A 17,104-nucleotide genomic window follows, 5' to 3' on the forward strand; every position below is an offset into this window, starting at 1 on the left:
TCGCATGCGGTACGCCCATACGGTGGAACAGGTACGTACGGCGGAGGCCGAGGCGATGGCCCGGCTGCCCGAGGGCACGCTGATGCAGCGGGCGGCGTACGGCCTGGCCGCCGTCTGCGTCCGGCTGCTGGGCCGGGTGTACGGGAGCCGGGTGTTGGTGCTGGCCGGGAGCGGCGACAACGGGGGCGACGCGCTCTATGCCGGCGCACTGCTGGCCCGGCGAGGGGCCAGGGTCCGGGCGGTGCTGCTGTCACCGGAGCGGGCGCACGCGGGCGGCCTGGCGGCGCTGCGGGCGGCCGGCGGGCGGGTGACGGCGGAACAGGGCGAGTTCACGACGGCGGACCTGGTGCTGGACGGGATCGTCGGCATCGGTGGCCGGGGTGGCCTGCGGCCCGAGGCGGCCGGGTTGGCCGCGATGGAGCGGCGGGGCACGGTGGTCGCGGTGGACGTCCCGAGCGGGGTGGACGCCGGGACGGGTGAGGTGGCCGGGGCGGCGCTGCGGGCCGATGTGACGGTCTGTTTCGGTACGTACAAGCCGGGCCTGCTGGTCGATCCGGGCGCCTCGTACGCCGGGGCGGTGCACCTGGTGGAGATCGGCATCGAGTTGCCGGAGGCGGCGGTGACGGCCCTTCAGGAGCCGGACGTACGGCTACTGCTGCCGGTGCCCGGCGCGGAGAGCGACAAGTACCGGCGGGGTGTGGTCGGGGTCGCGGCCGGGTCGGCGAAGTACCCCGGTGCGGCGGTGCTTGCGGTGGCGGGGGCCCTGCGGGGCGGCGCGGGCGCGGTCCGGTACGTGGGGTCGGCGGCGGGTGAGGTGGTGCGACGGTTCCCCGAGGTGCTGGTCAGCGAGGGGGAGTTGGCGGCGGCCGGGCGGGTGCAGGCATGGGTGGTCGGGCCCGGTGGCGGCGACCGGGTGGGGCCGCTGCTGGACCAGGCACTGGCGGCGGGGGTCCCGGTGCTGGTCGACGCGGACGGGCTGACCGAGCTGGCCCGCCGGGGGCCGGGAGCGGACGTACCGCTGGTGCTCACCCCGCACACGGGCGAGGCGGCCCGGCTGCTCGCGGGGGCCACGGGGGAGGCGCCGCCGGACGCGAGTGCGCTGGCCGCCGCGCGGCTGGCCACGGCGCGGAGGCTGGCGGAGCTGTACGGGGCGACGGTCCTGCTCAAGGGCTCGACCACGGTGGTCGCCGACCCCGAAGGCCGGTGCCGGGTCAACCCGACCGGCACCTCCTGGCTGGCGACGGCGGGCAGCGGCGACGTCCTGGCGGGCCTGCTCGGCTCGCTGCTGGCGGCGGGCCTCGCGCCCTTCGACGCCGCCTCGGTCGCCGCGTACCTGCACGGGCTCGCCGGGCGGCACGCGGCGGAGGAGGGTGCCCCGATCACCGCGCTGGACGTGGCGGCGGCGCTCCGGCGGGTGGGACCGACGACCCCGGGGCCGGACAGGGAGTGACCCACGGCGGGCGCGGCTGACCGTCCCCGGCGTGCGGGTTCAGCCGGACGCGCCCGGCCACTGAGGCTGCGGTCCCGTGCCGAAGGTCGGTGCCGCCCACGCGGCTGCGCAGTTTCCCGGGCCCAGGCGTGTGCCCCTGGCAGGTGGTTATGGGTCGGTCTGGGAGACTGATACGCGATGACGACTGCGAACACGACCGGGACGACCCTGCTCACCGAGGGGGTCCGCGCCGAGGCGACCATCGATCTGGCCGCCCTGCGCGGGAACCTCGCTGCGTTGCGGGAGCGCACCCACGGCCCCGAGCTGATGGCCGTGGTCAAGGCGGACGCCTACGGCCACGGCGCGGTCAGCTGTGCCCGGGAGGCGGTGGCGGCCGGTACCCGGTGGTTGGGGACCGCGACGCCGGAGGAGGCGCTCGCGCTGCGGGCGGCGGGGATCGGGGCGGACCAGGCCCGGGTGCTCTGCTGGCTGTGGACGCCGGGCGGACCGTGGGCGGAGGCCGTGCGGGCCGGGATCGACATCTCGGTCAGCGGCCGGTGGGCGATGGACGAGCTGCTCGCCGCCGTCCGGGAGACCGGCATCCAGGCCAGGGTGCACCTGAAGGCCGACACCGGTCTGGGCCGGAACGGCTGCCAGCCCCGGGACTGGCCGGACCTGGTGGCGGCGGCCCGGGCGGCCGAGGCCGAGGGCCTGGTCCAGGTGGTCGGCCTCTGGTCGCACTTCGCGGCCGCCGACGAGCCGGGACACCCGTCGATCAGGCTCCAGCTGGACGGCTTCGCCGAGGCGCTGGCCGTCGCCGAGCGGGCCGGGCTGCGCCCCGAGGTGCGGCACCTGGCGAACTCGCCCGCGACCCTGCTGCTCCCCGAGTCGTACTACGACCTGGTCCGGCCCGGCCTGGCGATGTACGGGCTCTCCCCGGTGCCCGAGGTCGGCGGTCCGGCGGACTTCGGGCTGCGTCCGGTGATGGCGCTGACCGCCCGGCTGGCCCTGGTGAAGCACGTCCCGGGCGGACACGGCGTCAGCTACGGACACCACTACACGACTTCGGGCGAGACCACGCTCGGCCTGGTGCCCGTCGGCTACGCGGACGGCATCCCCCGGCACGCCAGCGGCAGCGGCCCGGTACAGGTCGGCGGCAAGTGGTACACGGTGGCCGGCCGGGTGGCGATGGACCAGTTCGTGATCGACCTCGGCGGGGACACCGCCGGGGTGGGCGACGAGGTGCGGCTGTTCGGCAACGGGGAGCACGGCGAGCCGACCGCCGAGGACTGGGGCCGGGCCTGCGGCACCATCTCGTACGAGATCGTCACCCGGATCGGCACCCGGGTGCCGCGCCGGTACCTGGGGGCGTCGTGGTGACCGAGAAGACGCCAGGTGTGGGCCGGGCCGCCGGACTGATCGGGATATCGGTCGGCCTGCTGGCCGCCGGTGCGGCGGCCGGCGTGGCGGTGGAGCGGCTGACGGTGGGCCGGGCGACCCGGCGCCGGGCCCGGGAGGAGCTGGACGCCGCCGCGCCGTACGGATCGCTGCGCGGCCGTCCAGTGACGGTGGCGGCCGCCGACGGGACGGAGCTGTACATCGAGCTCGACGGGGTCGAGGACGCGCCGCTCACGGTGGTGTTCAGCCACGGGTACTGCCTGAACCAGGACAGCTGGCACTTCCAGCGCGCCGCGCTGCGCGACAGCGCCCGGCTGGTGTTCTGGGACCAGCGCAGCCACGGCCGGTCCGAGCGCTCGCGCTCGTTCCTGGCCGGGGAGCCCGCGAGCATAGAGCTGCTGGGCGCCGACCTGAAGGCGGTGCTGGACGCCGTCGCGCCGACCGGGCCGCTGGTGCTGGTCGGGCACTCGATGGGCGGCATGACCGTGATGGCGCTGGCCGAGCGGCACCCGGAGCTGTTCCGGGACCGGGTGGCCGGAGTGGCGCTGGTCGGCACCCTGGCCGCGGGCTGGGACGCCGTCACGCTGGGCCTCCCCGCCGCCCTGGCGAAGCCGGTGAAGCGGTTGGCACCCGGCGTGGTGAAGCTGCTGGGCCGTCAGGCCGCCCTGGTGGAGGCGGGCCGGCGGCTCGGTGCGGACGTCACGGCGGTGTTGTACCGGCGGTACTCGTTCGGGAGCCCGGATGTCGACCCCGCGGTGTCCCGGTTCGCCGAGCAGATGCTGGACGCCACGCCGTTCGACGTGGTGGCCGAGTTCTACCCGGCGTTCAGTACCCACGACAAGCTGGCCGCGCTGGCGGCGATGGCCGGGCGGCCCGCCCTGGTGCTGGCCGGGATGAAGGACCTGCTGACCCCGCCCGAGTACAGCGAGGCGATCGCGGCGGAGCTGCTGGGCGCGGAGCTGGTCCTGGTGCCGGACGCGGGGCACCTGGTGATGTTGGAGCGGCCGGAGCTGGTGGACCGTCACCTGACGGAGCTGCTGGCCGCCGCCGGAGCGAAGGAGTGACCGCGGTGATCACAGTCGAGACCCCCGAACGGATGAACCGGCTCGGGCGGGCCCTGGCCGACGTACTGCGCCCGGGTGACCTGGTGCTGCTCTCCGGGGAGCTGGGCGCGGGCAAGACCACGCTGACCCGGGGGCTCGGCGAGGGCCTCGGGGTGCGCGGCGCGGTCACCTCGCCGACCTTCGTGATCGCCCGGGTGCACCCCTCGCTGAGCGGGGGACCTGCGCTGGTGCACGTGGACGCGTACCGACTGGGCGGCGGTCTGGACGAGATGGAGGACCTCGACCTCGACGTCTCGCTGCCGGAGTCGGTGGTGGTGGTCGAGTGGGGTGAGGGCAAGGTCGAGCAGTTGACGGACGACCGGCTGGAGGTCCGGATCGAGCGGGCGATCGGCGGCGAGGCCGAGGACGACGCCGATCCCCGGCAGGTGCGGCTGACCGGGATCGGCCCGCGCTGGGCCGGGGTCGATCTGGCGGGGCTGGCCACCCTCTGAGAACCCGACGGAGTGCCGACGAGCTGTTGTCGGTGCGGTCCCCGATGTGGTGGGATGGGCTCTGCGGTTAGGTGTGCCTAACTAGGGAGACGCATCATGTCGAGCACGACACCCGCCCCACAGCAGCCGGAGCCGCAGGCGCCCATGCGGGCCCTGCTCGCCGCCGCTGCCGCCGCCCGCGCGGTCTCCACACCGCCGAAGGCCCCGGTCGCGCCGCAGGTCGGGAAAGCGGCCTAGAAGACTGATGAAGATCTTGGTGTGATCCGGGCTGCCTCCGTCAGGCGGTGGCCTGGATTTGCCAGGTCGTGCCGTTGTGGGTGAGCCCGAGGTTGATGAGGGTTCGCAGGTTGAGTGCGGCGGCACGGGTGTGGAGCCAGGACTGGTTCTTGATCGTGCCGGTGTGTCGGAGTCGTCGGTTGCCGTGGGCGACGAGCCAGGCGACGGCGCGTTCGACGGGTGGCCGCCAGCGGCGGTAGGCGGCCTGCCAGTCGGGGTCGGTGGCAGCGCGGTGGCGGGCGGCTGCGAGCAGGTCGTGGTGCGGGCGGATGGTGACGATCCGCCCGGCCTTGGCGGTGCTGCACCGTTCACGCAGTGGGCAGCCGATGCACTGATCGGTGAACTGTGCCTTCCGCTGCGACTTCTGCCCGGACGGCTCGGCCAGGGGGACGGTGTGGGCGGCCGGGCAGGTCACCGTGCCGCCGGTGGTGTCGATGGCGAAGTCGTCGAGGCTGAACCCGCCCGGGACGGCGGTCCTCAGCGGGGCGGGCTTGAGGAACAGCCGGTGCCCGGCCTGCTGCAACGCCTGGCGGGTGGGGCCGGTGGAGTAGGCGGTGTCACCGAAAGCGTCCACGGGCTCGTTCTCGTCGGCGAGCAGATCGACGGCGACGGTGGCCTCGTGGTGCTCACTGCCGCTCCCGGGGGTGAGGGCGACCGCGGTGAACAGGCCGGTTTCGGGCTCGACGGCGAGGTGGGCCTTGTATCCGTCCTGGTAGTGGCTGCGGGTCTTGTGGACGTGCCGGGTGTCGGGGTCGACGGTGGAGACGATCCGGTCCGGGGCGGTCCCTTGGGAGATGCGCCAGCGGCCGTCGCGGCCGTCGGAGTCGTCGGCGGGTTCGACGTCCTGTCCGGCGACCAGGGCCAGCAGACCGACCGCGTTCGCGGCCTTCTCGCCGAGCTGCTGGTCGGGCATGTGGCCCAGCAACCTGAGTGCGTCGCCGACCAGCGCATCGACCAGGTCCGCCCGGGCCTGCTGATCGTTCCAGGCGACGCGGGGCTTGCCCGGATCGCGGTAGTCGTGCGCGGTGCAGTGAACCGCGGCGACCGCATCGGCGCCGGGGACCTCGCGGATCACCGCGCGGACGGCGGAGATGATCTGGGTGACGGTGTCCTGGGTGGCGACCGCGTCGTCCAGCACGGTGGAATCCAGCGCCCTTCGGTGGCGGCCCTTCAGCACACCGGTCGCCTTCACGACCTCCCGCACCGCCTCGAAGACCCGGTCCGGCCGAGCCGAGCGGGCCAGCCGCCGGCGGAAGTAGGCCAGCAGCGACGAGTCGAACGCGGTGTCGTGCAGGCCCAGCCCGCAGGCGGCCTTCCACCGCAGGTCGCACCGCAGTTCCTGCACGGTCTCGAAGTCCGACAGGCCGTGCAGGGCCTGCAGCGTGATCGCCGCGGCCAGGATCTGCGGCGGCATGCTCGGGCGGCCGTTCGCCGACGGGTACATGTCCGCGAACATCCCGGCCGGGAACAGCCGGGCCCGGTGCTCGGCCAGGAACGCGAACACACTCCCTACGGGGATCAACTCCCGGCAGGTCTCCCACACGTCCGGCCCGACCGTCTCCCCGGCCCATTCCCCCATCGCCACAAAACGAGTCTGGCCCCACCACTCACACGACGGGGCCAGAACCCAACATCTTCATCAGTCTTCTAGGCCCTGTCTCTTGAATCCCGTCGGGCGGGCGGCGCCCGGGCACGCGCCCTCCTTGCCCGGCATCGGGCAGGAGAGGCCAGTCGACGGCTTGTCGTCAGTCGCCGATGCGTCGCACCAGGCTTCCTCCTCCGGACCGCCGATGCACGCACCCGAACACCGCCCGCTGATCCGACGGGATTCAAGAGACAGGCCCTGGGACTCGGGTCGGCCGGACCGGCCCTAGGGGATCACCACGACCTTGGTGCCGTTCGGTGCGAAGTCCCACAGGGTCTGGCTGTCGGCCCGGCCGGAGCGGATGCCGCCGGTCTTCGTCTTCGGGTCGGCCGACGCGGTGGCGCCGTCGAGTGCGGCGCTGAAGCCGAAGACCACGTTGTTCTGCTGGGCGAACCTGACCACGTGCTCGATCTGCCGGCCGTCCGTGCCGGTGCCGGTGGCCGTCCGGCTGTAGACGGTGTAGCTGCCGGGCACCGGCTCCACCGAACCCGGGGTGACCGGGAAGGCGGACTGGGTCGGCGGGGCCTTCTTCGGGTCGACCAGCCAGACGTAGTGGCTGCCCGCGGAGTAGACCACCCGGCGGCCGCTGCCGGAGGCGCCGGGCAGGGCGGGGGCCGAGGGGCTCGCGGAGGCGCTCGGGCTCGGGGCGGCGGTGGGGCTCGTGGACGGCTTGGCCACGGGGGTCCGGGTGGCCGCGCCGTTGGCCTGGAAGGCGAGCAGGCCGACGGCCGCCAGGGCCGCCAGGGTCAGGCCGGTGACCACCACTCCAGGACGTGACACGTCTGCTCCCGCCAGGCTCGTACCCGATCGTGCTGTGCGGCCCATCGTGCCAGGTCCGGCAGCCCCGTCCGGACCGTCCGGGCGGTGTGTTCCGGCCCGGTATGAAATACCGACCCCGGCGCACCCCTTAACCTTGACTCCGTGCTGCTGCTTGCTTTCGACACCGCCACCCCCGCCGTCACGGCCGCCGTCCACGACGGCACCCAGGTGCTGGCCGAGGCCCACCAGGTGGATGCCCGACGGCACGGGGAACTGCTGCTGCCCTCGATCGACCGGGTGCTGCGGGAGGCGGGTGTGGACAAGCACGCGCTGACCGGGATCGCGGTCGGCGTCGGCCCGGGCCCGTACACCGGCCTGCGGGTCGGTCTGGTCACCGCGGCCACCCTCGGCCACGCGCTCGGCGTGCCGGTGCACGGCGTCTGCACGCTGGACGCGATCGCGCACCAGGCGCAGGTGACCGGCCCGTTCACGGTGGCCACCGACGCCCGGCGCAAGGAGGTCTACTGGGCCTCGTACGACGCGGACAAGCGCCGGACGGCGGGCCCCGAGGTGGGCCGGGCGGCCGAGCTGACCGCCGAGGCGGTCGCGGTCGGTGCGGGCGCGCTGCTGTACCCCGAGAGCTTTCCGCAGGTGACCGGGCCGGAGCACGTGTCGGCCGGCTGGCTGGCCGACTTCGCGGCCCAGGAGCTCGCCGCAGGGCGGGAGTTGCTGCCCAACGTGCCGCTCTACCTGCGCCGCCCGGACGCCCAGGTGCCCGCGGGCTACAAGGCGGTGCTCCCGGCATGACCACCGCCCGGCTGCGGCCGATGCGCTGGTGGGACATCGAGCCGGTGATGGAACTGGAGCACCGGCTCTTCCCCGAGGACGCCTGGTCGCGCGGCATGTACTGGTCCGAACTGGCCGACACCGGCCCCGGCGGCACCCGGCACTACACGGTCGCGGTCGCCGAGGACGGCGGCGTCGTCGGCTACGCCGGGCTGATGGCCGTCGGTGCCGAGGGCGACGTGCAGACCATCGCGGTCGCCGAGGACCAGCAGGGCGCCGGGCTCGGTGCCCGGCTGCTCGCCGACCTGGTGGCCGAGGCCGCCCGGCGGCACTGCGCCGAACTGCTGCTGGAGGTGCGGATGGACAACCCGCGCGCCCAGCGGCTCTACGAACGCTTCGGCTTCGAGCCGGTCGGCATCCGCCGCGGCTACTACCAACCCGCCAACGTGGACGCACTGGTGATGCGTCTCGACAATCCCAAGGAGCCGGCCGATGGCTGACGAACCGTTGGTCCTCGGTATCGAGACCTCCTGCGACGAGACCGGTGTCGGCATCGTCCGCGGCACCACCCTGCTGGCTGACGCGGTCGCCTCCAGCGTCAACGACCACGCCCGGTTCGGCGGCGTGGTGCCGGAGATCGCCAGCCGGGCGCACCTGGAGGCGATGGTCCCGACCATCCAGCGCGCGCTGGACACCGCCGGGATCAAGGGCTCCGACCTGGACGGCATCGCCGTCACGGCGGGCCCGGGCCTGGCCGGTGCGCTGCTGGTCGGCGTCTCGGCCGCGAAGGCGTACGCCTGGGCGCTGGACAAGCCGCTGTACGGGGTGAACCACCTGGCCTCGCACATCTGCGTGGACCAGCTGGAGCACGGCCGTTTGCCGCAGCCCACCATGGCGCTGCTGGTCTCCGGCGGCCACTCCTCGCTGCTGCTCAGCGAGGACATCACCACCGACGTCCGCCCGCTCGGCTCGACCATCGACGACGCGGCGGGCGAGGCCTTCGACAAGGTGGCCCGGGTGCTCGGGCTGGGCTTCCCCGGCGGGCCGGTGGTGGACCGTCAGGCCAGGGACGGCGACCCGAAGGCGATCAAGTTCCCGCGCGGACTGAGCGGTCCGAAGGACCCGGAGTACGACTTCTCGTTCTCCGGCCTGAAGACCGCGGTGGCCCGCTGGGTTGAGGCCAAGCGGCGCGCGGGCGAGACGGTCCCGATCGCCGACGTGGCGGCCTCCTTCCAGGAGGCGGTCACCGACGTGCTGACCCGCAAGGCGGTCAAGGCCTGCAAGGCCAACGGCGTCGACCACCTGATGATCGGCGGCGGAGTGGCGGCCAACTCGCGGCTGCGCGAGATGGCCCAGCAGCGCTGCGACAAGGCGGGCATCGTCCTGCGGGTGCCGCGTCCCGGCCTGTGCACCGACAACGGTGCGATGGTGGCGGCGCTCGGCTCCGAGATGGTCTGGCGGGACCGCGCCCCCTCCTCCCTCGACCTGTCGGCCGACTCCTCGCTGCCGGTCACCGAGGTCTCCGTCCCGCACACCGACCTGCACGCGGCCGCGCACGAGGCGCTGCGGTGACCCTGGCGCAGATGTGGGAGGCCCGGGCCGCCGACGGCCGGGGCGGCGAACTCTCCGCCTGGGTGCGGGAGTTCGTCATCCCCGCGCTGCCCGGCGCGGCCCGGGTCGAACTGTTCTCCGCGCCCGGGGACCGGGTGCTGCTGATCACCTGGTGGGACGGCGAGCCGGTGCCGGTGGCCGACCCGCCCGCCGAGCTGCTGGCGCGCCCCGTCCATCGGTGGGGGTTCACCAGCGAGTACGTCGAGTAGCCTTCCTGGGAGTTCGCTGAACGACGGGGAGCACGGTGAAGAAGACGTACGGGGTGGCTGCTCTCGCCCTGCTGCTGGTGGCCGGCTGCGGCAGTGGAGGCACCGGATCCCCGGCCGCTCCGCCGGCCTCTGCGCCCGGTACCGCCAAGGCGGCTGACGCCGCGTCGGCCACCCCTTCGGCCCCGGCGCAGGGCGCGGTCGGCAACTGGGCCAAGTGGGGTCTGACGGCGCTGCCGCCGGCTCCCGCCGCGCCGGCCGACAAGCCCGTCAAGCTGACCGCCACCGGCCCGGTGCCGGTCTTCAGCGAGGTGCCGACCAAGGACAAGGTGGTCTTCGTGACCATCGACGACGGGGCCGAGAAGGACCCGAAGTTCGTCGAGATGATCACTGACCTGAAGATCCCGATCACGATGTTCCTGACCCGGGACATCGTCAAGGACGACTACGGCTACTTCAAGCCGCTCCAGGCGCTCGGCAACCACGTGCAGAACCACACCACCGACCACGCCCAGCTCAGCAAGGTGTCGGCGGAGAAGCAGAAGTCCGAGGTCTGCGACGCGCAGACCGCGCTCACCCAGCAGTACGGCAAGGCCCCGCTGCTGTTCCGCCCGCCGTACGGCGACGGCGCGCACACCCCGCAGCTGAACACCTCGGTGCAGCAGTGCGGCCCGCGCGCGATCGTGCTCTGGCGCGAGTCGATGCAGATCCACGACATGCAGTACCAGGCCGCCGACAAGAAGCTCAAGCCCGGTGACATCGTGCTGGCGCACTTCCGGGGGCCCAAGGACCTCAAGGGCGAGACGATGACCGAGATGTTCGCCGAACTGCTGCGCCGGATCCAGGAGCAGGGCTTCGCGGTGGCGCGCCTGGAGGACTACGTTCAGCCGCCGACGGGCTGACCCAGCATCATCAGCGGGCCCCGGTCGGTCCGGCAGAGGATCACCGTGACGGTGTTCGGGCCGCTCGGCCTGAGCTGCCTGCGCAGGTCCTCCGGGGTGATCGCGATGCCGCGCTTCTTGATCACCACGGTGCCGACCCGGCGCTCCTTCAGCAGCGCCTTGAGCCGCTTGACCTGGAACGGCAGCACGTCGGTCAGCTCGTACGCGTGGGCGTACGGCGTCGCGACCAGCCGGTCCGAGGTCAGGTAGGCGATCATCGGGTCGATCAGCCGGCCCTCCACCTGCCCAGCCACCTCGGCCACCTGGTGGGCCCGGATCACCGCGCCGTCCGGCTCGTACAGGTAGCGCCCGACCGGCCCGGGCGCCGGGTCGGGGAGGCGACCGCCCGTCAGGGTGTGCGACCCCGGCAGCAGGGTGGCCCGGTGCGGCTCGGTGGCCCCGGTGCCGAACCAGAGCACTGCCTCCTTGACCTCCCCGTGGTCCGACACCCACTCCGCCTCGGCACCCTCGGGCACCAGCTCGTGCGGGATGCCGGGTGCCACCTTGAGCGCCCCGTACGGGGTGCGGCGGGCCACCTCGACCGCCCAGGAGAGCGGCGGGGAGTACGCCTCCGGATCGAAGACCCGCCCGCGCGCCGTACGGCGCGCCGGGTCGGTGAAGACCGCGTCGTAGCCGGTGACGTCCACCTCGGTCACGTCCGCGCAACGCACCTCGATCAGCTCCGAGAGCCCCAGGGCGGCGGCGTTCGCCTCGGCGACCGCGCAGGTCAGCTCGTCCCGGTCGACCGCCAGCACGGCGATCCCGGCACGGGCCAGCGCGATCGCGTCCCCGCCGATCCCGCAGCACAGGTCGGCCAGCCGCCGCACGCCCAGCGCGGCGAACCGCCCGGCCCGCCACTCGGCGACGCTGCGCCGGGTGGCCTGCTCGACCCCGTTCGGTGTGAAGTACATGGCGTCCGCGTCCGCGCCGAACTTCGCCCGGGCCCGCTGCCGCAGCGCCGCCTGCGCGAGGGCCGCACTGACCAGCTCCGCCGGGTGCGCCCTGCGCAGCCGGGTGGCCAGCGCGAGCTCCTCGCCGGGCTTGAACTCGCGCAGCTCGGCCAGCAGCGCCTGCCCCTGGTCGGTCAGCAGGGCACGGAACGATTCGATCTCCACGGGCTCATTCTGCCCGGCCGGATCAGTTGCACCGTCCGCTGCCGCTGAAGCAGGGCTGGTAGTTCGAGGGCAGCGGCTCCGGCCTCTGCTCGTTGTCGTGCCGGTGCTGGTACGTGTAGTTCGCCGCGCCGGTCAGCAGCACGCCGGTCAGCAGCAGACCGTGCAGCACGGCGGTGACCCGCAGCCGGCCGCGCCAGGCGAGCGCCGTCACGGCCAGCAGCCAGAGGGCCAGCGCACCGATCGTCAGGATCGGCGTCCAGTCGTACGGCTGCGGCCCGACCTCCTGGCCGCCCCAGTTCCTGAAGGCCAGCAGGAGGAAGGCGTACCAGCCGCCCGCCGCGGTGAGAGCCAGGAGCCCGAACGCCGTGGCGAGGTCGGTCCCGAGGGCGGGCCGGGGGTGGTGGCTGGCAGTGGGCATGGCGGCCATTCTGCCCAGCGGGGGCGGCTTCGTACATGAGTACGCGTACTCGGTTCCGGCGGTTCTCCGGGCCACGCCGTTGGCACTCTGGTTGACTGAGTGCTAACGGCCGCCTATGGTCGTTCCTGGCACTCCCCACCGGGTGAGTGCTAACGCGATGAAGCGAGTCTGACCCCCGCGACGGCAGACCCGTACTCATCGCCACCTACCTGAAGAACAACCCCGTAATCTCCGAAGGGGAGCTCGGACGTGACCGCCAGCAGCAAGGTTGCCATCAAGCCGCTCGAGGACCGCATCGTGGTCCAGCCGCTCGACGCCGAGACCACCACGGCCTCCGGCCTGGTCATCCCGGACACGGCGAAGGAGAAGCCCCAGGAGGGCGTCGTCCTGGCCGTCGGTCCGGGTCGCTTCGAGGACGGCCAGCGTCTCCCGCTGGACGTCGCCGTCGGCGACATCGTCCTGTACTCGAAGTACGGCGGCACCGAGGTCAAGTACCAGGGTGAGGAATACCTGGTCCTCTCGGCGCGCGACGTTCTCGCCATCATCGAGAAGTAAGACGTACCAGCCCGCCCCGGATTCTTGTCACCAGTGACAGGGGCCCGGGGCGCGGTTGTTGGCTCACGTCGTCAGTAGACCCCTTTAGGAAACGGAATCATGCCGAAGATCCTGCAGTTCGACGAGGACGCCCGCCGCTCGCTCGAGCGTGGCGTGAACAAGCTGGCCGACACCGTCAAGGTGACCATCGGTCCCAAGGGCCGCAACGTCGTCATCGACAAGAAGTTCGGCGCCCCGACCATCACCAACGACGGTGTCACCATCGCCCGTGAGGTCGAGCTCGACGACCCGTACGAGAACCTCGGCGCGCAGCTCGTCAAGGAGGTCGCCACCAAGACGAACGACGTCGCGGGTGACGGCACCACCACCGCCACCGTGCTGGCCCAGGCCCTGGTCAACGAGGGTCTGCGCAACGTCGCCGCCGGTGCCGGTCCCGCCGCCCTGAAGAAGGGCATCGACAAGGCCGTCGCCGCCGTCTCCGCGCACCTGCTCGCCAGCGCCCGGGAGATCGAGGGCAAGGAGGACGTGGCCGCCGTCGCGTCCCTGTCCGCCCAGGACCAGCAGGTCGGCGACCTGATCGCCGAGGCGATCGACAAGGTCGGCAAGGACGGTGTCATCACCGTCGAGGAGTCGAACACCTTCGGCGTGGAGCTCGACTTCACCGAGGGCATGCAGTTCGACAAGGGCTACCTGTCGCCGTACTTCGTCACCGACGCCGAGCGTCAGGAAGCGGTCCTCGAGGACCCGTACATCCTGATCAACCAGGGCAAGATCTCCTCGATCCAGGAGCTCCTCCCGCTGCTCGAGAAGATCCTCCAGGGCGGCACCTCGAAGCCGCTGCTGATCATCGCCGAGGACGTGGACGGCGAGGCGCTCTCCACCCTCGTGGTCAACAAGATCCGTGGCACCTTCAACGCCGTCGCGGTGAAGGCCCCCGGCTTCGGCGACCGCCGCAAGGCCATCCTCGGCGACCTGGCCACCCTCACCGGTGCCACCGTCATCTCCGAGGAGGTCGGCCTCAAGCTCGACCAGGCCGGTCTGGACGTGCTCGGCAGCGCCCGCCGCATCACCATCACCAAGGACGACACCACGGTCGTCGACGGTGCCGGTGACGCCGAGGCCGTCGCGGGTCGCGTGAACCAGATCAAGGCCGAGATCGCCAACACCGACTCGGACTGGGACCGCGAGAAGCTGCAGGAGCGCCTGGCCAAGCTGGCCGGTGGCGTCTGCGTGATCAAGGTCGGCGCGGCCACCGAGGTCGAGCTCAAGGAGCGCAAGCACCGTCTCGAGGACGCCATCTCGGCGACCCGCGCGGCGGTCGAGGAGGGCATCGTCGCCGGTGGTGGCGCCTCCCTCGTGCACGCCCAGAAGGTGCTCGACGGCGGCCTCGGCCTGACCGGCGACGAGGCGACCGGTGTCGCCGTGGTCCGCAAGGCGCTCGCCGAGCCGCTGCGCTGGATCGCCCAGAACGCCGGCCTCGAGGGCTACGTCATCACCCACAAGGTCGCGGAGCTCGAGAACGGTCACGGCTTCAACGCCGCCACCGGCGAGTACGGCGACCTGCTGAAGGCCGGCGTCATCGACCCGGTCAAGGTCACCCGCTCCGCCCTGGAGAACGCGGCCTCGATCGCGTCGCTGCTGCTCACCACCGAGACCCTCGTGGTCGAGAAGCCGGCCGACGAGGAGCCCGCCAACCACGGCGGCCACGGCCACTCGCACTGACCTCAGGTCACCACTCCGCAGGCCCGGCCCACTTCGGTGCGCCGGGCCTGCGGCGTTCCGTCCGGGCGGCAGGGGCCCGGTTGACGGTGGTACCGCCGTTCCCGAGCCCCTGAACGGTGCCACTGAGCTTTGCCTTATAACTGAAGCATGATCGAGGCCCGCCATCTCCGTGTCCTGCGCGCCGTCGCCCGCAGCGGTTCGTTCTCCGCCGCCGCGCGGGAGCTGGGCTGTACGCAGCCCGCGGTGAGCCAGCAGATGAAGGCGCTGGAGAAGTCGGTGGCCACCCCGCTGGTGGCCAGGTCGGGCAAGGGGATGCAGCTGACCGAGGCGGGTCAGGTGCTGGTGAAGCACGCGAACGGCATCCTCTCGGGCCTGTCGGCCGCCGAGGAGGAGGTGGCGGCGATCACCGGGCTGCGGGCCGGGCGGGTGCGGTTGGTGTCGTTCCCGACCGCGAGTTCCACCCTGGTGCCGCCGGCGGTCGCCCGTCTGCGGGGCGCCCGTCCGGGGGTGCGCGTGTCGCTGGTGGAGGCGGAGCCGCCGGAGTCGCTGGTGATGTTGCGGAGCGGCGAGTGCGAGGTGGCGCTGGCCTTCCGGTACCCGGACTCGAACGGCGGGGCCACGCTGCCCGCCCCGCACAGCACGGCCCGGGAGGCGCGGGCCGAGGCGGCGCTGGAGGCGGCCGCCAGCCTGGCCGCGAACGACTGGTCGGACCTGGTGGTCCGGCCGCTGCTGGACGACCCGCTGGTCGGCCTGCTCCCGGTCGGCCACCCGTTGGCGGCCAGCGACGAGAGCAGGCCGGTGGACCTGGCGGAGTTGGCGGGGGAGCAGTGGATCGCGGGCTGTCCGCAGTGCCGGGGGCACCTGGTGGAGCTGTGCGCGGGTGCGGGCTTCGAGCCGCGGATCGACTTCGCGACCGACGACTACCCGGCGGTGGTCGGGCTGGTGGCGGCCGGGCTCGGGGTCGCGGTGCTCCCCGGCCTCGCACTGGAGGCGGTGCGGCACTCGGGGGTGGCCGCCGTACCGGTGCGGGCCTCGGGGGCCCCGGCGGTGCGGCAGGTGGTCGCACTGACCCTGCCGGACCTGGCGGAGGTCCCGGCCGTGGCGCTGATGCTGGATCAGCTCGCCGGGGCGGCCGCCGACCGGTAGCCGGGGCTGGGTTCCGTGGCGGAACGGTCTGTGGTGAAACGTTTTTTCATTGCCTGACGGCGGGTCAGCGCCTGATTCCGGCCGGGAGGGTGAGGGGAACCTCGGCCAGCCGGTTGCGCGAACGCCCCATCAGTTCCTCACGCTCGTCCTCGGTGAGTCCGCCCCACACGCCGTACGGCTCGCGGACCGCCAGCGCGTGCGCCGCGCACTCGGTCCGGACCGGACAGCGCATGCAGACCTCCTTGGCACTTGCCTCGCGCGAGCTGCGCGCGGCCCCGCGTTCGCCCTCCGGATGGAAGAAGAGCGAACTGTCCACACCGCGGCAGGCGGCGGAGAGCTGCCAGTCCCAGAGGTCTGCGTTGGGGCCGGGGAGGCGGGAGAAGTCTGCCATGGCTCTTGTATCCCTTCATGGACCGGTATGCACACCTGGAAATATGACTTAAGGCAACCACTGGGACAAGTCACTCACAGAGCCACACAACAGTCAATGACCGTACAGAAGCGATAGAACCGGACAAAGAGGGCATGACGTTTGGCTGATACCGGCGTGGCATTCGGGTGGCGCCGGGGGCGTGGGGGGATGCTCGGAAGCGCCGGTGGTGCGCGGCATGCGTGTGATCAGCACAAATGCGCGGCGTGTGCACCGCGATGCGGCCGATCGGTGACGGGTCGGCCACGTACAGTGGTGGAGATGGCCCTGAAAGCCGTAACTCATTCGAGTGACGGTCGTTGGAAGTGCGGAGGCGGTTAGCGGGCGCCGGACGCCGGGAACGATCGCGGGAGACCGCAGGTCCGACCGGGAGTCCTTCGCCATTCGGCCGCGTCGGAGAGATTCGTACCAGCCAGGAGGCTCAACGTGACGCGGATCAGCTGCGGAGGACGGTCATGACATCCGTACTCGTCTGCGACGATTCCCCCCTCGCCCGGGAGGCGCTTCGCCGCGCGGTGGCGACGGTCCCCGGTGTCGACCGGGTGACCACGGCGACGAACGGTGAGGAGGTCCTCCGCCGCTGGGTGGCCGACCGCTCCGATCTCGTCCTGATGGATGTCCGGATGCCCGGCCTGGGCGGGGTGGAGACGGTCCGCCGGCTGCTCTCGGCCGACCCGGGGGCCCGGATCATCATGCTGACGGTGGCCGAGGACCTGGACGGCGTCGCGCTCGCGGTCGCCGCCGGGGCGCGCGGCTACCTGCACAAGGACGCCTCGCGCGCCGAGCTGCGGGCCACCGTCACCCAGGCCCTGGCCGACCCGACCTGGCGGCTCGCCCCGCGCCGGCTGCGCAGCCCCGACATGGGCGCCGCACCCACCCTGACGGCCCGTGAGATCCAGGTGCTGGAGGGGATGAGCCACGGCCGGAGCAACGCCGAGATCGGGCGCGAGCTGTTCCTCTCCGAGGACACCGTGAAGACGCACGCCCGCCGGCTGTTCAAGAAGCTCGGCGCCTCGGACCGCGCGCACGCCGTGGCACTCGGCTTCCGCTGGGGCCTGGTCCGCTGACCGGCCTTCACCGGCCGGGGATCTAATGCTCGCTCAGACGTATGA

General features: G+C 72.7%; 19 protein-coding genes. 14 read left to right on the top strand and 5 right to left on the bottom strand.

Going from position 1 to position 17,104, the window contains the following annotated elements; all coding sequences use genetic code 11:
• The first annotated feature begins 4 nt into the window (after positions 1 to 4).
• The 5 genes from ACKUU6_RS19650 (at position 5) to ACKUU6_RS19670 (ending at position 4,619) form a co-directional block, all read left to right on the top strand.
• Positions 5 to 1,450, top strand: coding sequence for an NAD(P)H-hydrate dehydratase (locus tag ACKUU6_RS19650; protein ID WP_407989870.1), 1,446 nt, complete (start codon positions 5 to 7; stop codon positions 1,448 to 1,450).
• A gap of 177 nt (positions 1,451 to 1,627) precedes the next feature.
• A complete protein-coding gene (gene alr, locus ACKUU6_RS19655) occupies positions 1,628 to 2,809 on the top strand; it encodes an alanine racemase (RefSeq protein WP_407989871.1) in 1,182 nt (393 codons plus the stop codon).
• Complete coding sequence (locus ACKUU6_RS19660; RefSeq protein ID WP_407989872.1) at positions 2,803 to 3,891, top strand: alpha/beta fold hydrolase; 1,089 nt, start codon at positions 2,803 to 2,805, stop codon at positions 3,889 to 3,891. The genes alr and ACKUU6_RS19660 overlap by 7 nt, the downstream gene beginning before the upstream one ends.
• Complete coding sequence (gene tsaE, locus ACKUU6_RS19665) at positions 3,888 to 4,382, top strand: tRNA (adenosine(37)-N6)-threonylcarbamoyltransferase complex ATPase subunit type 1 TsaE (protein WP_407989873.1); 495 nt, start codon at positions 3,888 to 3,890, stop codon at positions 4,380 to 4,382. The genes ACKUU6_RS19660 and tsaE overlap by 4 nt, the downstream gene beginning before the upstream one ends.
• A gap of 96 nt (positions 4,383 to 4,478) precedes the next feature.
• Positions 4,479 to 4,619: a hypothetical protein gene (locus ACKUU6_RS19670; RefSeq protein ID WP_407989874.1), complete on the top strand. Its 141-nt coding sequence runs from the start codon at positions 4,479 to 4,481 to the stop codon at positions 4,617 to 4,619.
• Between the two features lie 40 nt (positions 4,620 to 4,659).
• Here the strand turns inward: ACKUU6_RS19670 and ACKUU6_RS19675 are convergent, their stop codons facing one another.
• Complete coding sequence (locus ACKUU6_RS19675) at positions 4,660 to 6,237, bottom strand: IS1182 family transposase (RefSeq protein ID WP_407992022.1); 1,578 nt, start codon at positions 6,235 to 6,237, stop codon at positions 4,660 to 4,662.
• Positions 6,238 to 6,528: 291 nt separating this feature from the next.
• Positions 6,529 to 7,083, bottom strand: coding sequence for a hypothetical protein (locus ACKUU6_RS19680; RefSeq protein WP_407989875.1), 555 nt, complete (start codon positions 7,081 to 7,083; stop codon positions 6,529 to 6,531).
• A gap of 141 nt (positions 7,084 to 7,224) precedes the next feature.
• Here ACKUU6_RS19680 and tsaB point away from each other — a divergent pair, with 141 nt between their 5' ends.
• Genes tsaB through ACKUU6_RS19705 form a run of 5 tightly spaced genes read left to right on the top strand, consistent with a single transcriptional unit; the run spans position 7,225 to position 10,567 of the window.
• Positions 7,225 to 7,869: a tRNA (adenosine(37)-N6)-threonylcarbamoyltransferase complex dimerization subunit type 1 TsaB gene (gene tsaB, locus ACKUU6_RS19685; RefSeq protein ID WP_407989876.1), complete on the top strand. Its 645-nt coding sequence runs from the start codon at positions 7,225 to 7,227 to the stop codon at positions 7,867 to 7,869.
• Positions 7,866 to 8,348 carry a ribosomal protein S18-alanine N-acetyltransferase gene (rimI, locus tag ACKUU6_RS19690; protein ID WP_407989877.1) on the top strand — a complete coding sequence of 161 codons (483 nt, stop codon included), beginning with the start codon at positions 7,866 to 7,868 and terminating at the stop codon, positions 8,346 to 8,348. The genes tsaB and rimI overlap by 4 nt, the downstream gene beginning before the upstream one ends.
• Positions 8,341 to 9,420, top strand: a complete 1,080-nt coding sequence (tsaD, locus tag ACKUU6_RS19695) for a tRNA (adenosine(37)-N6)-threonylcarbamoyltransferase complex transferase subunit TsaD (protein WP_407989878.1) — start codon at positions 8,341 to 8,343, stop codon at positions 9,418 to 9,420. Before rimI ends, tsaD begins: the two co-directional genes overlap by 8 nt.
• Entirely contained in the window at positions 9,417 to 9,668 is a 252-nt protein-coding gene (locus ACKUU6_RS19700; RefSeq protein ID WP_407989879.1) for a hypothetical protein, read from the top strand. Before tsaD ends, ACKUU6_RS19700 begins: the two co-directional genes overlap by 4 nt.
• A gap of 35 nt (positions 9,669 to 9,703) precedes the next feature.
• A complete protein-coding gene (locus ACKUU6_RS19705) occupies positions 9,704 to 10,567 on the top strand; it encodes a polysaccharide deacetylase family protein (RefSeq protein WP_407989880.1) in 864 nt (287 codons plus the stop codon).
• Here ACKUU6_RS19705 and ACKUU6_RS19710 read toward each other — a convergent pair.
• Both ACKUU6_RS19710 and ACKUU6_RS19715 read right to left on the bottom strand, forming a co-directional pair.
• Complete coding sequence (locus ACKUU6_RS19710) at positions 10,549 to 11,721, bottom strand: THUMP-like domain-containing protein (RefSeq protein WP_407989881.1); 1,173 nt, start codon at positions 11,719 to 11,721, stop codon at positions 10,549 to 10,551. The genes ACKUU6_RS19705 and ACKUU6_RS19710 overlap by 19 nt on opposite strands.
• Before the next feature lie 22 nt (positions 11,722 to 11,743).
• Positions 11,744 to 12,139, bottom strand: a complete 396-nt coding sequence (locus tag ACKUU6_RS19715; protein ID WP_407989882.1) for a DUF6234 family protein — start codon at positions 12,137 to 12,139, stop codon at positions 11,744 to 11,746.
• 249 nt (positions 12,140 to 12,388) lie between these two features.
• Here ACKUU6_RS19715 and groES point away from each other — a divergent pair, with 249 nt between their 5' ends.
• From groES to ACKUU6_RS19730, 3 genes are all read left to right on the top strand, one after another.
• Positions 12,389 to 12,694 (top strand): co-chaperone GroES, encoded by a 306-nt coding sequence (groES, locus tag ACKUU6_RS19720; RefSeq protein WP_057231242.1) that lies wholly within the window; start codon positions 12,389 to 12,391, stop codon positions 12,692 to 12,694.
• Between the two features lie 99 nt (positions 12,695 to 12,793).
• Complete coding sequence (gene groL, locus ACKUU6_RS19725) at positions 12,794 to 14,416, top strand: chaperonin GroEL (protein WP_407989883.1); 1,623 nt, start codon at positions 12,794 to 12,796, stop codon at positions 14,414 to 14,416.
• A gap of 147 nt (positions 14,417 to 14,563) precedes the next feature.
• Positions 14,564 to 15,562, top strand: coding sequence for a LysR substrate-binding domain-containing protein (locus ACKUU6_RS19730; protein ID WP_407989884.1), 999 nt, complete (start codon positions 14,564 to 14,566; stop codon positions 15,560 to 15,562).
• A gap of 64 nt (positions 15,563 to 15,626) precedes the next feature.
• Here ACKUU6_RS19730 and ACKUU6_RS19735 read toward each other — a convergent pair whose 3' ends face one another.
• The gene (locus tag ACKUU6_RS19735; protein WP_407989885.1) at positions 15,627 to 15,953 is read right to left on the bottom strand and encodes a WhiB family transcriptional regulator; all 327 of its coding nucleotides are present in this window, start codon (positions 15,951 to 15,953) and stop codon (positions 15,627 to 15,629) included.
• A gap of 494 nt (positions 15,954 to 16,447) precedes the next feature.
• Between ACKUU6_RS19735 and ACKUU6_RS19740 the strand changes: the two genes are divergently transcribed.
• A complete protein-coding gene (locus ACKUU6_RS19740; RefSeq protein WP_014136228.1) occupies positions 16,448 to 17,059 on the top strand; it encodes a response regulator transcription factor in 612 nt (203 codons plus the stop codon).
• Positions 17,060 to 17,104: the final 45 nt, after the last annotated feature.

Source organism: Kitasatospora sp. CMC57, from assembly GCF_045866025.2.
Lineage (GTDB): Bacteria > Actinomycetota > Actinomycetes > Streptomycetales > Streptomycetaceae > Kitasatospora.

Excerpts from the sequence above, each read along its gene's own strand:
- ACKUU6_RS19670 (WP_407989874.1), top strand. The coding sequence starts at position 4,479 with ATGTCGAGCACGACACCCGCCCCACAGCAGCCGGAGCCGCAGGCGCCC.
- groL (WP_407989883.1), top strand. The coding sequence starts at position 12,794 with ATGCCGAAGATCCTGCAGTTCGACGAGGACGCCCGCCGCTCGCTCGAG.
- ACKUU6_RS19730 (WP_407989884.1), top strand. The coding sequence starts at position 14,564 with ATGATCGAGGCCCGCCATCTCCGTGTCCTGCGCGCCGTCGCCCGCAGC.
- ACKUU6_RS19735 (WP_407989885.1), bottom strand. The coding sequence starts at position 15,953 with ATGGCAGACTTCTCCCGCCTCCCCGGCCCCAACGCAGACCTCTGGGAC.
- tsaD (WP_407989878.1), top strand. The coding sequence starts at position 8,341 with ATGGCTGACGAACCGTTGGTCCTCGGTATCGAGACCTCCTGCGACGAG.
- ACKUU6_RS19740 (WP_014136228.1), top strand. The coding sequence starts at position 16,448 with ATGACATCCGTACTCGTCTGCGACGATTCCCCCCTCGCCCGGGAGGCG.
- alr (WP_407989871.1), top strand. The coding sequence starts at position 1,628 with ATGACGACTGCGAACACGACCGGGACGACCCTGCTCACCGAGGGGGTC.
- ACKUU6_RS19650 (WP_407989870.1), top strand. The coding sequence starts at position 5 with ATGCGGTACGCCCATACGGTGGAACAGGTACGTACGGCGGAGGCCGAG.
- rimI (WP_407989877.1), top strand. The coding sequence starts at position 7,866 with ATGACCACCGCCCGGCTGCGGCCGATGCGCTGGTGGGACATCGAGCCG.
- ACKUU6_RS19675 (WP_407992022.1), bottom strand. The coding sequence starts at position 6,237 with ATGGGGGAATGGGCCGGGGAGACGGTCGGGCCGGACGTGTGGGAGACC.
- ACKUU6_RS19715 (WP_407989882.1), bottom strand. The coding sequence starts at position 12,139 with ATGCCCACTGCCAGCCACCACCCCCGGCCCGCCCTCGGGACCGACCTC.